Raw genomic sequence first — 13,112 nt, forward strand, 5'->3', positions numbered from 1 at the left:
CAAGCCGGTGCTTCTTGCTTTCACTCCCTGTCGCCGACGCGATGTTGGCGACTTCCCCCACGCTTTGATCCGGCGAGAAGAGACCTGAGACGGGCAACCAATGCCCAGCGAACTCTGTTTCGAGGATGGACGCACACCGAGCGCGTGGACCCTCACGTTGCAATCACGAACTTCTTGCGCAGCTTCTCTGGAGCGGTGTCGATCATCGACTTGGCGCCCGCATCGGTGACGATGACGCCGATGTCTTCGATCTTTGCTGCCACCGAGAGACTGGACTTTGTGAACTTCGAATAATCCGCTACGACGATGACACGCCGGGAAACCTCGATCATGGCGCGAGCGATACTCGCGTTCACGGGCGTTGAGGTGCAGATCAAACCACGATCTATGTCGATCGACGCCGCATTAAGGATAAGCTTGTCGACGTTGAACTGGCGAATGAACTGCTCCGCCAGGGGCCCCCGGAAGGAGCGGTTCGCTTCGGAATATTCACCTCCTACCGAGTAGATGCTCTGCCTTTCGGCACGCGTCAGTTCGGCAACAATGTCGAGGCCGTTGGAAATGAATGTGAGGGTGTTGCGTCCCGCCAGGTGCTTGGCGACTTCCAATGCTGTCGTGCCCGCATCAAGAAGAACAGTGTCGCCATCGACAACCATCTCAGCCACTGCAGCAGCAATGGCCGCCTTCTCGGTCTGGTTTGAGACAGCACGGGCCGCGTTGGATGCGTCCATCGCGACTTGGTTGATATTGACGGCGCCGCCGTGCGTCCGGCGCACCAATCCGGCCGCTTCCATCTCGCCAAGGTCACGGCGGACAGTCGCGACCGAGATGTCGAGATGCTCCGTCAGTGTACGAATATCCACGAAATTACGCGTCCGCAGCAGGTCGACAATTTTCGCTTGGCGATCTTCCGCTTGGGTCAGCACGCGTTTCCTCCTCGTCCGTATGTGATGCTTATCGATCAAATGTGAGCGATATCTATCTCCCGTAGATGACAGCTATATGACAGCATTCTTGGCTTTTGCATAGTAAATCTGCTGACGAATTGAATTAATTGTGTGCTGCATCGCACAAATCCTGCTGTATGTTGAGCGAAATCGATCATAGGAAAAGGCAAATCAGGCTGATGGTGGTTGTGTCGTCAGGTTGCCCGAGATCCAAAGCTTCGGGGCAGCACCCCGGGATTGACGCCGACGCGTCAGCCAATCAGGTGAAACAGGGCCCGAAACCGCGGATAGGAGGCTCGCATTGTCGACAGAGCAGATTTTGCTCTTGAGCCCCCGCATGATCCTGGCTTGACCGTTGGGCGTGGTCTCCCCATTCGCCTTGAAAAGCAGTGGCCATGGCCGGCACAATACCGGCCACGGCAAGGCATGAAAGCGGCCGCCGAGAAAAGCGTCCGCTCGCAGACTTTACCGGGTGTTTCCGAAGGAGAGGCTCTGGGGGCCAAGGTCCATGGCGAAACTCTGCTTCGGTTCCCACTTCACCTTGTTGGAAATCCCGTAGAAGACGGCGTTCTGGTGCAGGACGGTGATGCCGGGATCCTTCAACTCGATGATATCAAGCATGTCGGAGAAGATCTTGGCGCGATCGGCTGGAGCGACGGCCTGTTCGAGCTTCGCACCGAGGGCGTCGAAATCATCGTTGATCCAGATCTTCTGCGTGCCCATCGTCGCGGTCTTTGCGAACGAGAGCGCATAGATTGAAACATACGGGTCCGAAATGACTGCGGTGCTCGACCAATTACCGGCTGCACGGCCATTGGCATTGTCGAACAGCTTGCCGGCTTCGACAAATTCCAGCTTGGCATTAATGCCGACGGCCTGCCACATGGCAACAATCGCCTCGCTGACCGGGTTTTCCGCCGTGTAATAGTTGTTCTGCGAGCGGATCGTGATCTGCTCGCCCTTGTAGCCAGCGTCCTTCAGGAGCTGCAGTGCCTTTTCCGGATTGTACTCGGGTTTCGGGCGATCCTTCAGGTAGACCGGTCCGAATTCCTTGAATTGTGAGCCATTTGGCATAACAGTCTTGCCGTTCCAGATGGAGTCGACAATCGCCTGTCGATCAATGGCGAGGCTGAGCGCCTGACGGACCCGCGGATCTTTCAGCGCCGGGTTGTTCTTGTCGTAGAACAGGATACGGTTGTTTGGAACCGGGCCGCCGAAAATCTTGGCGTTGTCCGATTTGTTGACGACGTCGAGCTGATCCGGGGGGAGATCGGTAACGATGTCGTAGTCGCCCGCGAGAAGGCCGGCGATACGGGACGAAACTTCAGGCACGACCTTGAACGTGACGGTCTTTGCGTTCGGCTTTCCACCAAAATACCGGTCGTTGGCAGCCAGTGTGACATGGTCGTTCGCGACAGATTCGACCACCTTGTACGGCCCGGCGCCGACGGGCTTCTGCTTCCACTTGACCCAGTCGCCGCCCATCTTCACCCAGGCGTCCTTGCTGATGACAACCGCCGGATAGGCGGCGAGGCGCTGCAACAGAATAGGATCCTTGAACTTTGTCACGAAGCGCACGGTTTCCGGATCGACAACCTCGACATGATCGAGGCTGCTAAAATTCGTGAGATACGATGGATAACCGGGGGCCTTCGTGTCGGTCAAACGTTCCGGGCCGAAGGAGAAGGCGACATCGTCAGCGGTCATCTCGCGGCCATCGTGGAAAATGACGTCCTTGCGGAGCTTCAGTTCAAGGGTCTTGTCATCGACCCATTTCCAAGTGATTGCGAGGTTAGGTTGTACCGTGTAGTCACCGTTGAGGTCGAGTTTCAACAGGGTCTCGTGGATCGAGGGATTGTTGCGGAAAGCAACGTTCGATGCGGTATCCACCGGTTCTTGCGTTTCGGGGTTCTTTTGAACCGCAATGCGCAAGTCCGGACGCGTCTGAGCGAAAGCGATTCCACTGGAAAGCGATACGGCAATCGCAGCAGCCGTACCGATAAAGGTTCTTCTCTTCATTGAAGCCACTCCTTGAGAAAGCGGGCTGGTCTTGCCGTACCCGCGAATGATCTTGTTTCACCAACCACAACCGCCGGTACGGCGGTGTCTTCCCTCATGCACAGATCTGCGACGGGGAAATTTGAGCGAGCAACACCGTGCTCGGATTGCTCCGAGCCGTTTCAGCTGGATATTTCTGTGTGTCGTCCTGGTGCGGGACGTCAGCTCGCGATGACGAACTTCTTCCGCAGTTTTTCCGGAGCCGCTTCGATGATGGACTGAGCACCGGCGTCGGTCACGATGACGCCGATGTCCTCGATCTTTGCGGTGACCGACATGCTGGACTTTGTAAACTTGGAGTGGTCCGCCACGACGATCACCCGGCGAGAAACTTCGATCATGGCACGGGCGATACTCGCGTTGACCGGCGTCGAGGTGCAGACCAGTCCGCGATCCACATCGATGGACGCGGCATTGAGGATGAGCTTGTCGACGTTGAACTGGCGAATGAACTGCTCGGCTAACGGGCCACCAAACGAGCGGTTCGCCTCAAAATATTCCCCACCGACCGAATATAAGGTCTGCCCCTCGACACGGGTCAATTCCGCCACGATGTCGAGGCCGTTTGAAATGAAGGTGAGGTTGTTGCGTCCGACCAACGCACGCGCCACTTCCAGCGCCGTCGTGCCGGAATCAAGGAGCACTGTGTCGCCGTCGACCACCATTCCAGCCACGGCAGCAGCGATTGTGACCTTCTCTGCGTGCTTCCACACGAGCCGGGCTGCGTTCCCCGCATCCAGCGCGACCTGATTGATACTGACCGCGCCACCATGCGTCCTGCGCAAAAGTCCGGCGCCTTCGAGTTCTCCCAGGTCGCGACGAACGGTTGCGACGGAGATATCGAACCGGTCCATCAGGGTGCGGATGGCGACGAAATTTTGCGCTCGTACCATGTCCATGATCTTCGCCTGGCGGTCTTCGGCCTGTGTCAGCAAGGGCGCTTCCTATCCTTCTAATGATGCTCATCGATCATTTACGAGCGATACCTATCTTCGCCAAATGACAGCCGTATGACGATAAAGCTGAAGCCGTGTACCACGGATTGGTAAGGTTTCATCGGATCGACATCCATTGTGACGCGAGCGGAATGCAAAATGAGCGAGATCGATCAATTTGGCATTGCCGTGGCCTTTGATCTCTGCCAATCCAGTAACGTCACCCAGGTTTTCAGCGCCTCGTTTATCCAGCGGTATCATTTCATGTCACCATCGCTTCCAAACCGACAGCCGGACGGGAGCGTGATATGATTCATAATTGCCACCGCCGACTATTCCCGTGCAACACCCCAGTCCAATTACGGTTATCTCAATGGAGAGATTTGAGGGGCTGTTACTGTCAAGCTGTCTCGGTCATTAATGAAAGGCAGAAAATGAAACGCGTTCTGATTGTTGGCTGCCCCGGTGCCGGAAAGTCCACGCTCGCGAAGCAACTGGCCAAGGTCACGGGCCTTCCTCTCGTACACCTTGATAAGCTCTATTGGCTACCGGGTTGGCAACGGCCGGACAGCGCGACGTGGCAAAAGACAATCGAGGGCTTGGTCTCGCGGCCCGCGTGGATCATGGATGGCAACTATAGCGGTACACTTGAGCAACGGCTGGCATCGGCAGATACGCTGATCCATCTGGATTATCCAACCTGGCTGTGTCTGTGCAGGGTGATCCGCAGAACCATAGGCGGCTTGGGCCGCAATCGGGATGATGAACTTGCGCCGGGATGCCCCGAACGCTTCGATTGGTCATTCCTACGCTTCGTCATCAATTACCGGAACGACCAAAGGGAGAGGGACTTGGCGCGAATGGCAGGCTTTCCTGGCCGTGTTTTCCGCTTCTCGTCGCCGTCCCGCCTATCGTCGTTTGTTGCTGCGATTGAATTAGCTGCCGATAAAAGATCACGTCAGGACACAGGCACCAACAGCCGATCGTTCTAAGTCTGATAGCGCCGCTTGAAGTCATTCGACCAGCCCGTAGTTGATTTTCGGATGCCCAGTCATCTTGGGCAACGTGGTGTGCTGAGAGCTATGAACCCGACAATTGAAGCGTTGGATCCAGTTTGTCGCGCAACCAGTCTCCCACCAGGCTGATCGATAGCGTCGTCAGGAAGATGACGATGCCAGCTGGAATGCCGGTCCACCATGCCGTCGCGAGATAATTTCGCCCCTCACCGAGCATTAGGCCAAGGCTCGTTTGGGGTGGCTGAATGCCAAGGCCGAGAAAGGAAAGTGCCGTTTCAACAAGGATCAGTTCGGGAAAATTCAACGTCACCTGCACGATCAAAACGGGAAGAATATTGGGCAGGATGTGCCGGGCGTAGATGCGGAACGGGTGAACACCGAGCGTACCGATCGCAAAGGCATAGCCTTGGCCCTTTGCCTGCAGCACGAGGCTGCGCGTTAGTCGAGCGTAGACTTCCCAGCCGTAGAGACCGACAACGACAAGGAAAAGCTCGAAATTGTTGCCGAAGAACGCGAGCACCGCGAGTGCGATGATGAAGAACGGCATGCTCGCCTGGAAATCAACGAAGACCATGATGATGTCTTCAATCAATCCGCGAAAATGTGCCGCCAGAAAACCGAGTAGAGTGCCGACGGTCGCGCCGATCATCGAACCGACGATGGCAATCAGCACGCTCATCCGCATTGCGTAAATCAATCGGCTTAAAACGTCACGACCGAGGCCGTCCGTACCAAGCAGATACTTTGGATCGCCGCCGAGGAATGCCGGCGGCTTCAGACGGTTGAGGAGACTCTGTTCAGTATAGGCGAAGGGTGCCAGATAATCAGCGCCGAGCGCGACAACCAGCACGAGGATCAGCCAGGCGATGCAGAGCATGATCAGGAAAGGCAGGCGATGAATGCTTCCAAGGCTAAGCCAACGTGAGCGGGCAGCGGGGCCGGATTGTTCGATGCTCATCATGCCTCCTTGCTTCTGCGATTCTCGATACGGGGATCGAGCCAACCATACGTGATGTCGACGATGAAGTTGGTGACGACCATTGTGAACGCCACGAGCAATACAATCGTCTGGACCACCGGCAGGTCGCGCTGGCTCACCGCATTGACGAGCATCAGCCCGATACCTGGCCACGCGTAAACGGTTTCGATTACGACCGAACCGGCGATCAACCCGCCGAGACGCAGACCGAGAACGGTCACGATCGGGATCGCAGCATTGGGGATCGCATGCGACATTATTCGCCGGGTCAATCTCAGCCCCTTGGCGCGGGCGGTACGCATATAGGGCTGGTGCAAGACCTCAAGCATCGAGGAACGGGTAAAACGGGCTACCGTGCCGGCATTGATGATTCCGAGGGTCACCGCCGGTAAGACGAGATGCCACCATGTTGTTCCGCCCGAACTCGGCAGCAAGCGCCACGACATCGAAAAGAGCATGATCATCAGGATGGCGAGGAAGAAGTTCGGTATGCTGTGCCCGAAGATCGAAAAGGCCATAACGACATGGTCGACGCTGGTGCCGCGCTTCAAAGCCGCCGCAATACCCGCGAGCAGTCCGACAACAACGGTAATAGCGAAACTGGAAAGACCGAGCAGCAACGTCATCGGTACCCGTTCGACAACAACCGTCACAGCCGGTCGATCGTCGCGAAAAGAATACCCGAGATCGCCATGTAAGGCGGACCAGATGAACCGGACATATTGCTCTGGCAGTGATCTATCGAGACCCCATGCTGCTCGATATTCTGCGACGATCTCCGGCGGGGTGTCGTCCGGTAGCATCATCGAAACCGGATCGCCCGACATCCGCAGGACGACGAACACGAAGGTAACTGCGAGGAGCAGGGTAAGGAAGGCCCGTGACAGCTTGATGAGGATAAATTGAGCCATTGCTACTCCCCGGCGGCGTCACGAAAGACTTGTCTAGCCGAAACCGGGTCGTTGACCGAAAATCCGGTAGCGCCTTCACGGAACATACGCAGCAACTCGTCGGAATTGTATTCTCCCGTGCGTCGGCCTGTGCTGCCGTCCCCCGTGGAGATCCACACGGGGCGGCCGCGACTGACATGCGATGCAATGCGACCTTCGGCCGTATCCCATTCCCATATGCGAACGATGTCGCCGCCCGCGTTGAAAAACGCCTCCTCGTCAGCGCTCGTGACCAATCCGAGGATTTTGCGGGACCAACCGGCGTCGCGCGCACATCGGACGGTGGCTGGATCGTGCAAGGCAAGAACAAGTTCGCGGCCAGGCTCTTGCGCCAGCGCGGTCAGCAGGATGTCGAGCGACCTGGGTTGTTCATCCTTGACGTCCAACAGGATAGATTGATTCCTGGGTACGGTCTGAAACAGCAACCGGAGCGATGGTACCGCTGGAGACCCATCAACCTCTATTTTCGCCAGTTCCAGATCTGTCGAGCCTGAAACAGTGTCGCCACGGCCAGTCAGACGATTCAGATCGTTATCATGAGAGCAAACGATCTGGCCGTCCCTGGTTATCCGGACGTCCACCTCGATATGATCGGCGTTTGCCTCGATAGCTCCGGCCCAGGCTGCAGGCGAGTTTTCGCGGTAGAGAGCCGAATATCCGCGGTGGGCGATGATGGATGGCGTTGTCATGATAGCGTCCTTTGTTTTTTCGATGTGTGTTCTCTAGGGCGGCGTTCGCCGGGCATCGCCGCCGGAACTGCCGCCAGCAGCGAGCGCGTATATTCGTGCTGCGGGTTGGCGAAGATTTCGGCCGCCGGACCGGTCTCGACGACCACGCCCCTCCGCATGACCGCGATGCGATCGCTGATATGCCGAACGACGCCAAGGTCGTGGGAAATGAACAGGTAGCCCATCCCGAACTTCGCCTTGAGGTCGTTCAGAAGATTGATGATCTGCGCCTGGACGGAAACATCGAGAGCGCTGACCGCCTCGTCGCAGACGACGACCTTGGGATCGAGGACGAGCGCACGGGCAATGACGGCGCGCTGTTGCTGACCGCCGGAAAGCTGGTGAGAGTAACGGTCACCCATGCCGGGCAGGCCGACCAGTGACAACATCTCTTCGCGACGCGCTATGCGGTTCACGTTCGTGATTCCATGCGCCTGCATGGCTTCGTCGATCTGGGCACCGATCGTCATGCGCGGATCGAGCGCCTTGGACGGGTTCTGGAACACCATCTGCACGCCGCATCGTTCCCGCCGCCAGGCGGCAGAGCCGATCCGGGCATAGCACTTCCCTTCCAGGGTAACTGTGCCGGAGGTGGGCGCTTCTATGCCGGCGGCGATGCGCCCGAGCGTCGACTTGCCGCTCCCGCTTTCTCCAACGATGCCGAGCGTCTCTCCGGGCTCTAGCGTCATGCTGACTCCGCCGACTGCGCTCACAACTGCTTTGCCTCCGAAGAGATGGCCCCCGGAGCCATAGAACTTGACGATATCCTGCAGGACGAGCCTGCCTTCGCCACTCATGCAAAGTCTCCTGCGAAATGACACGCTGCCCGGTGATCGCCGACAACAGGCAAGAGCGCCGGCAATGAGCGGCAAACGTCCTTTGCGAACGAACAGCGCGGCTGGAAACTGCAGCCCTGCGGCCTTCTTGCCGGACTCGGAACAGTGCCCTCGATCGCGGCGATGCGGCCGTGGCTCGGTGTTGCCGCGTGCAGGCGGCATGCCATCAGGCCGCGTGTGTAGGGATGCAACGGGTTTTCGAACAGTTCGTTGACTGTTGCGGTTTCGACAACTCGCCCTGAATACATCACCGCCACCCGGTCGGCGATTTCGGCGACAACACCGAGATCGTGGGTGACGAAAATCATTGCGGCGCCGGTCTCGGCCTGTAGTTCTCGCATTAGCCGGAGGATCTGTGCCTGCGTCGTAACATCGAGGGCGGTCGTCGCTTCGTCGGCGATCAATAGCTTCGGCCGACAAGCGAGCGCCATGGCGATCATGATGCGTTGACACATGCCACCGGAAAGCTGGTGCGGAAAGGCTTTCGCACGCGTGTCCGGTTCGGAGATGCCTACTGAGGCAATGAGTTCAACCGCGCGCCGCTCTGCCTCTCTCCAACTGAGGTCGCGGTGCACGACCAGCACTTCGGCAATCTGCGTGCCAACGCGGCGTACCGGATTGAGGGCAGCCGTTGCATCCTGAAAGATCATTGCCATATCGCGGCCGCGGATATCGGCAAGCCGGTTCTCACTGAGTGTTGTGAGGTCCTGTCCGAGGAAAGAGATTCTGCCGCCTTTGACTACCAACGGCTCGGACGTCAGCCCCATGGCCGCAAGACAGGTCAAGCTCTTGCCACAGCCACTTTCCCCAACGAGGCAAAGTGTCTCGCCAGCCCGGACCTCGAGTGAAACATCGATGACGAGATCCAGGTGGCTAATCCCGACTGTCAGGCCTTCCACTGAAAGTGTGGCCTCGGCCTGGGGGATGGCACCGTTTCTCCTCCGATCAGAAACCGCGGGGTGGGTGTCGGTGAGGAGGGCCGTCATTAACGCTTGGCCCCAAACGAAAGATTATAAGGGCGAAGGTCCATGTAATAGGACGTATAGGGCTTCCACTCGACTGACTTGTTGACGCCATAGGTTTCGAGCGGTTGATACAGGATCGTTCCAGGCGCTTCGTCTTCCCATACATCCAGCATCTTCTGGAAGACTTCGCGGCGTTGAGCGATATCCGTCGTCCGGTCGAGTTTTTCTCCGAGCTCATTAAATTCGGTCGGCTGCCAGTCTTTGGTCATCTGGATTTTGTTGTAGGGACCCCAAAGGTTCCAGAGGCCGCCGGCGGGATCCGGATAACGGATCGTGTTCGAGTTCGTGATGACGCCGCGCGCGTCACCCGAGACCTGGTCAACGTTTTCAACGATATTGAGTTGGCCGTTGATGCCAACTGCCTTCCACATTTCCATGATGGCCTGTGCGGCCGGTACTGCATTCAGATAATAGGCGGCATGTGTCGCGTAGTGGATCACTTCACCCTTGTACCCCACCTCCTTTAGCAGCCGTTTTGCCTTTTCTGGGTCATAGACGAGACCCGCGCGATTTTCGTCGTACAAAGCTCCGTATTCAGGAAACTGATGGCTTTTCGGCACGACGGCTTTGCTGTTCCAGAGAGCCTCCACCAAAAGCTGCCGATCGATCGCAAGGTTCATCGCCTGACGAACGCGCTTGTCTTTGATGATCGGGTTCTGTGTATTGTAGACGAGCGTGTGAACGTTACCAAGGACAACGCTGCGTGCTTCGACATCAGGGTAGCTGTTGATCTGGTCAATCTGATCCGGTGCAATGTTCGTGGCTATATCGAACTCGCCGCTGACCAGGCCGGCGATACGTGTGGCCTGCTCCGGCACGTTACTGAAAGTCACCGAAGCGGCTGTAGGTCTGCCGCCGAAATAGTCGTCAAAGGCGACGAGCTTGACCGACTGATCTTGCTTGTATTCTGAAAGTTTGAATGGACCGGTCCCGACCGGAAATCTCGGGAACTTGCCATTGGCATGTTCCAACCAATCCTTCTTGTTGACAATCCAGGCTGCCCAGGAGGCCAGCCGCTGTTCCAGGACTGGGTCGGGGTTTTTCGTGGTGAAGCGTACAGTCAGTGGATCGATCACCTCAACTTCTTCGAGAATGCCAAAGTAGGCCGGACCTTGCTTCATCACGGCATTCGCCCCGCTTAGCCGTTCGGGCGAGAAGGTGAAGGCGACGTCGTCAGCGGTCATGACCTCGCCGTTGTGGAACTTGACCTCGGGGCGCAACGTGATTTCCAGCGTCCGGTCGTCGATCCGCCTCCAGCTTTGAGCCAGCGACGGCACCAGTTTGGCTCCGTCGCCGTTCGGTGAGGACAGAAAGTCGCGGCGGATCAGTGTATCGAACATCGAGTAGGTGATCCGCACGCTCACATTCCCTAGCTGGTCGGCCGGTTCAAGCGTGGGTGGCAGAGCTGCGACTGCCACGGACAGATCCGGACGGTCTTGCGCGAGGGTAGGAAAGCCGGACGCAACAGAAATGAGGCAGGCGGCGAGCGCGGTGCGAGAGATACGGAAGAATATCTCCTGGGCGTAAAGCTTGTCTCCTTGGGGCGCGCGTCGCCGGCTGCCCGACCATGGCCTGGCAAGCTCAGTGTGTGTCTGTGGCATTTCCATCCTCCCAAATGGTGCGCTGGTCTTTGGGCTCTTCCCAAGTGCGTCAGCTCTATCGTTAGTTCTAACAACAAAAATAAACTTTTGACAAATTGTTTTTCAGATGTTCAATTCCGGTTGTTACAAATTTGTCATATCCGGCGACGGATTCCGGTTCGCGTAAGCAGTGATCTGCGTGCTTTCGCCTCATCGGCAACATACTAGGGGTATTCCATGACACACACTGGCGCCGATTGGGCATTGACTATCGAGAGCGAGCTGAAAGATGCCCTTATCCAGCGCGCTGCGTTTTCCGTGAACGCGCAAAGCTTTTTGTTTTTGCGCCACGGTCGAACCAACTCGAACGTCAAGGGCATCATCCAAGGTCAGCTCGATGTTGCGCTGGATCAGGTGGGACGCGAGCAGGCAACACATGCCGGCGTGCTCCTCAAGCGTTCCGGCGTGACCAGGATCGTATCAAGCGACCTGTCCCGAGCCCTTGAGACAGCAAAAATTGCAGCGAGGGAAATTGGTATTAGCGCCCCGTTGGTCGACGCCCGGCTGCGTGAGCGGAGCTTTGGCGCTCTTCAGGGAAAGATCAAAACTGATCTTGCCTGGCTCTCGGGGGACCGAAGTGTCGAGACAAGCGCTGTGTTCGCAAACCGAACACTCGACGGAGTCGAGGCCGCGGTGCTCAATTCCACGACCCTCATATGTGCTCACGGGGGCAATCTACGCGTTCTGGCCGCAGCTCTTGGACTGACGCTCGGACAGTCGCTATACGAGAATGCAACGCCGTTGCTGTTCAGGCTTTCCGATGGAAGGTGGTCTTGCCAACGGTTGATTGATATCGAAACTATCGCAATCCCTTTGAACGCATGAGCTTCAGGGCAAGGAACAGACGGATGAGGCGGACAAAAGACGAGCCGAATGAGGATAATTGGGAGCCTCCCGAGTCGTTCGCCGGGGGGCGCGAGCAATTGCTGGCGCGCGTGGCCTGGCTTTATCATGTTGAGGGCCTGACCCAGCAAGAAGTTGCCAGCGAACTCGGCATGCACCGGCTAAAGGTAAACCGCCTTCTCGCCCGGGCACGTCAGGATGGCATTGTCCAGGTTAGCATCAGGTCGCCATACGTTAGCAGCCCGCTGCTGGAAAAAGAGCTTGTTGCAAAATTTGACCTTCGCAAAGCGGTCGTGGTTCCGGCTCCTGTTCGGTCCGATTCGACTCCTGAGGCGGTCGGAGCTGGCATCGGCCAATACCTTAATGCTCGTCTCTCCGATCAGATGAGTTTGGGAATTATCTCGGGGCGGACTTTCCATGCCGCCCTGTCTGCACTGGAAGCGCGGGCAATACCGGGCCTCTCTATTGTTTCGATGATTGGCGGACTGACTGTGAAGGCGGCAATGCGCCCCTACGAAGTCGCTCATCAGCTCGCGCAGATCTATCAAGCGGAATGCTACTATATGCCGGCGCCAACCTACGCCGAGTCCAAGAAGGCGCGGGATGAGTTTCTAGCGCAGTCACTTGTTCAGGAGATCATGCGACGAGCTGCGGCAGTGGATATTGCTATCATCGGAGTGGGCCGACTGACCGAAGATGGTGTGATTCGCGCCTATGATCTCTTGCAGGAAGAAGAGATGGATTCGCTCGTAAAAGCCGGGGCTGTAGGTTCGTTTGTCGGCTGGTTCATCAACAAGGATGGGACGCTCGTCGATCACGCCCTTAACGATCGAGTGATCGGCCTGCCGTTGGACCGCCTCAAGGACGTGCCAGAAGTTGTTCTTTGCGGAGGTGGGATCGGGAAGGCACAGGCCCTGGCGGCCGTTCTTCGAGCTGGATATGCCGACGTGCTCATCACGGACGAAGCTGCCGCCAGACGATTGGTCTCCAGCGATTTCTAGCTGGCACCAAATTGAATGCTCGACCGCTATTCGTTCAGATCAGTTTTCTTCTGATCGCGAGCGCGGTGAGATGAGCCTTGCTGCGGACGTCGAAGCGCTTCATGGCCTCGCGAAGCTTGACGCGGACACTGTTGTACTTGACTCCTTCCACGTC

At 57.3% G+C, this 13,112-nt stretch carries 13 protein-coding genes and 1 pseudogene; 4 read left to right on the forward strand and 10 right to left on the reverse strand.

Translation table 11 applies throughout. The annotated features are described in order from the left end of the window. Window positions 1–152: 152 nt before the first annotated feature. From DXT96_RS26365 to DXT96_RS26375, 3 genes are all read right to left on the reverse strand, one after another. Window positions 153–926 (reverse strand): DeoR/GlpR family DNA-binding transcription regulator, encoded by a 774-nt coding sequence (locus DXT96_RS26365; protein ID WP_012654935.1) that lies wholly within the window; start codon window positions 924–926, stop codon window positions 153–155. Between the two features lie 486 nt (window positions 927–1,412). After that, window positions 1,413–2,966, reverse strand: a complete 1,554-nt coding sequence (locus DXT96_RS26370) for an ABC transporter substrate-binding protein (RefSeq protein WP_153517140.1) — start codon at window positions 2,964–2,966, stop codon at window positions 1,413–1,415. A 200-nt stretch (window positions 2,967–3,166) separates the two neighbouring features. After that, window positions 3,167–3,940 (reverse strand): DeoR/GlpR family DNA-binding transcription regulator, encoded by a 774-nt coding sequence (locus DXT96_RS26375; RefSeq protein WP_172694587.1) that lies wholly within the window; start codon window positions 3,938–3,940, stop codon window positions 3,167–3,169. Between the two features lie 159 nt (window positions 3,941–4,099). Here DXT96_RS26375 and DXT96_RS26380 point away from each other — a divergent pair, with 159 nt between their 5' ends. Together DXT96_RS26380 and DXT96_RS26385 are read left to right on the forward strand one after the other, a co-directional pair. After that, a complete protein-coding gene (locus DXT96_RS26380) occupies window positions 4,100–4,252 on the forward strand; it encodes a hypothetical protein (protein WP_153517141.1) in 153 nt (50 codons plus the stop codon). Between the two features lie 122 nt (window positions 4,253–4,374). Then, a complete protein-coding gene (locus DXT96_RS26385) occupies window positions 4,375–4,932 on the forward strand; it encodes an adenylate kinase (RefSeq protein ID WP_137006644.1) in 558 nt (185 codons plus the stop codon). A gap of 88 nt (window positions 4,933–5,020) precedes the next feature. Here the strand turns inward: DXT96_RS26385 and DXT96_RS26390 are convergent, their stop codons facing one another. Genes DXT96_RS26390 through DXT96_RS26415 form a run of 6 tightly spaced genes read right to left on the reverse strand, consistent with a single transcriptional unit; the run spans window position 5,021 to window position 11,075 of the window. Beyond that, window positions 5,021–5,917 carry an ABC transporter permease gene (locus DXT96_RS26390; RefSeq protein WP_174113506.1) on the reverse strand — a complete coding sequence of 299 codons (897 nt, stop codon included), beginning with the start codon at window positions 5,915–5,917 and terminating at the stop codon, window positions 5,021–5,023. Next, window positions 5,914–6,846: an ABC transporter permease gene (locus DXT96_RS26395; RefSeq protein WP_153517143.1), complete on the reverse strand. Its 933-nt coding sequence runs from the start codon at window positions 6,844–6,846 to the stop codon at window positions 5,914–5,916. The genes DXT96_RS26390 and DXT96_RS26395 overlap by 4 nt, the downstream gene beginning before the upstream one ends. A gap of 2 nt (window positions 6,847–6,848) precedes the next feature. Continuing rightward, on the reverse strand, window positions 6,849–7,574 hold the full coding sequence (locus DXT96_RS26400; RefSeq protein WP_153517144.1) for a glycerophosphodiester phosphodiesterase: 726 nt from the start codon (window positions 7,572–7,574) through the stop codon (window positions 6,849–6,851). After that, window positions 7,571–8,410, reverse strand: a complete 840-nt coding sequence (locus DXT96_RS26405; RefSeq protein ID WP_153517145.1) for an ATP-binding cassette domain-containing protein — start codon at window positions 8,408–8,410, stop codon at window positions 7,571–7,573. Before DXT96_RS26405 ends, DXT96_RS26400 begins: the two co-directional genes overlap by 4 nt. Next, entirely contained in the window at window positions 8,407–9,435 is a 1,029-nt protein-coding gene (locus tag DXT96_RS26410) for an ABC transporter ATP-binding protein (protein WP_071208349.1), read from the reverse strand. The genes DXT96_RS26405 and DXT96_RS26410 overlap by 4 nt, the downstream gene beginning before the upstream one ends. Then, window positions 9,435–11,075 carry an ABC transporter substrate-binding protein gene (locus tag DXT96_RS26415; RefSeq protein ID WP_234903553.1) on the reverse strand — a complete coding sequence of 547 codons (1,641 nt, stop codon included), beginning with the start codon at window positions 11,073–11,075 and terminating at the stop codon, window positions 9,435–9,437. Before DXT96_RS26415 ends, DXT96_RS26410 begins: the two co-directional genes overlap by 1 nt. 216 nt (window positions 11,076–11,291) lie before the next feature. Between DXT96_RS26415 and DXT96_RS26420 the strand changes: the two genes are divergently transcribed. Together DXT96_RS26420 and DXT96_RS26425 are read left to right on the forward strand one after the other, a co-directional pair. Further along, window positions 11,292–11,939 carry a histidine phosphatase family protein gene (locus DXT96_RS26420; protein WP_153517147.1) on the forward strand — a complete coding sequence of 216 codons (648 nt, stop codon included), beginning with the start codon at window positions 11,292–11,294 and terminating at the stop codon, window positions 11,937–11,939. A gap of 23 nt (window positions 11,940–11,962) precedes the next feature. Next, a complete protein-coding gene (locus DXT96_RS26425) occupies window positions 11,963–12,958 on the forward strand; it encodes a sugar-binding transcriptional regulator (protein WP_234903552.1) in 996 nt (331 codons plus the stop codon). A 34-nt stretch (window positions 12,959–12,992) separates the two neighbouring features. Here the strand turns inward: DXT96_RS26425 and DXT96_RS26430 are convergent. Continuing rightward, window positions 12,993–13,112: pseudogene (locus DXT96_RS26430) on the reverse strand (transcriptional regulator TraR); the annotation flags it as partial.

Origin of the sequence: Agrobacterium sp. ICMP 6402 (genome assembly GCF_009498615.1) — a bacterium.
GTDB lineage: Bacteria > Pseudomonadota > Alphaproteobacteria > Rhizobiales > Rhizobiaceae > Agrobacterium > Agrobacterium burrii.

What these genes read in the sequence shown, in the direction of transcription:
- DXT96_RS26395 (WP_153517143.1), bottom strand. Translation starts at nt 6,846, where the DNA reads ATGGCTCAATTTATCCTCATCAAGCTGTCACGGGCCTTCCTTACCCTG.
- DXT96_RS26380 (WP_153517141.1), top strand. Translation starts at nt 4,100, where the DNA reads ATGAGCGAGATCGATCAATTTGGCATTGCCGTGGCCTTTGATCTCTGC.
- DXT96_RS26370 (WP_153517140.1), bottom strand. Translation starts at nt 2,966, where the DNA reads ATGAAGAGAAGAACCTTTATCGGTACGGCTGCTGCGATTGCCGTATCG.
- DXT96_RS26390 (WP_174113506.1), bottom strand. Translation starts at nt 5,917, where the DNA reads ATGATGAGCATCGAACAATCCGGCCCCGCTGCCCGCTCACGTTGGCTT.
- DXT96_RS26415 (WP_234903553.1), bottom strand. Translation starts at nt 11,075, where the DNA reads ATGCCACAGACACACACTGAGCTTGCCAGGCCATGGTCGGGCAGCCGG.
- DXT96_RS26410 (WP_071208349.1), bottom strand. Translation starts at nt 9,435, where the DNA reads ATGACGGCCCTCCTCACCGACACCCACCCCGCGGTTTCTGATCGGAGG.
- DXT96_RS26400 (WP_153517144.1), bottom strand. Translation starts at nt 7,574, where the DNA reads ATGACAACGCCATCCATCATCGCCCACCGCGGATATTCGGCTCTCTAC.
- DXT96_RS26420 (WP_153517147.1), top strand. Translation starts at nt 11,292, where the DNA reads ATGACACACACTGGCGCCGATTGGGCATTGACTATCGAGAGCGAGCTG.
- DXT96_RS26405 (WP_153517145.1), bottom strand. Translation starts at nt 8,410, where the DNA reads ATGAGTGGCGAAGGCAGGCTCGTCCTGCAGGATATCGTCAAGTTCTAT.
- DXT96_RS26425 (WP_234903552.1), top strand. Translation starts at nt 11,963, where the DNA reads ATGAGGCGGACAAAAGACGAGCCGAATGAGGATAATTGGGAGCCTCCC.
- DXT96_RS26385 (WP_137006644.1), top strand. Translation starts at nt 4,375, where the DNA reads ATGAAACGCGTTCTGATTGTTGGCTGCCCCGGTGCCGGAAAGTCCACG.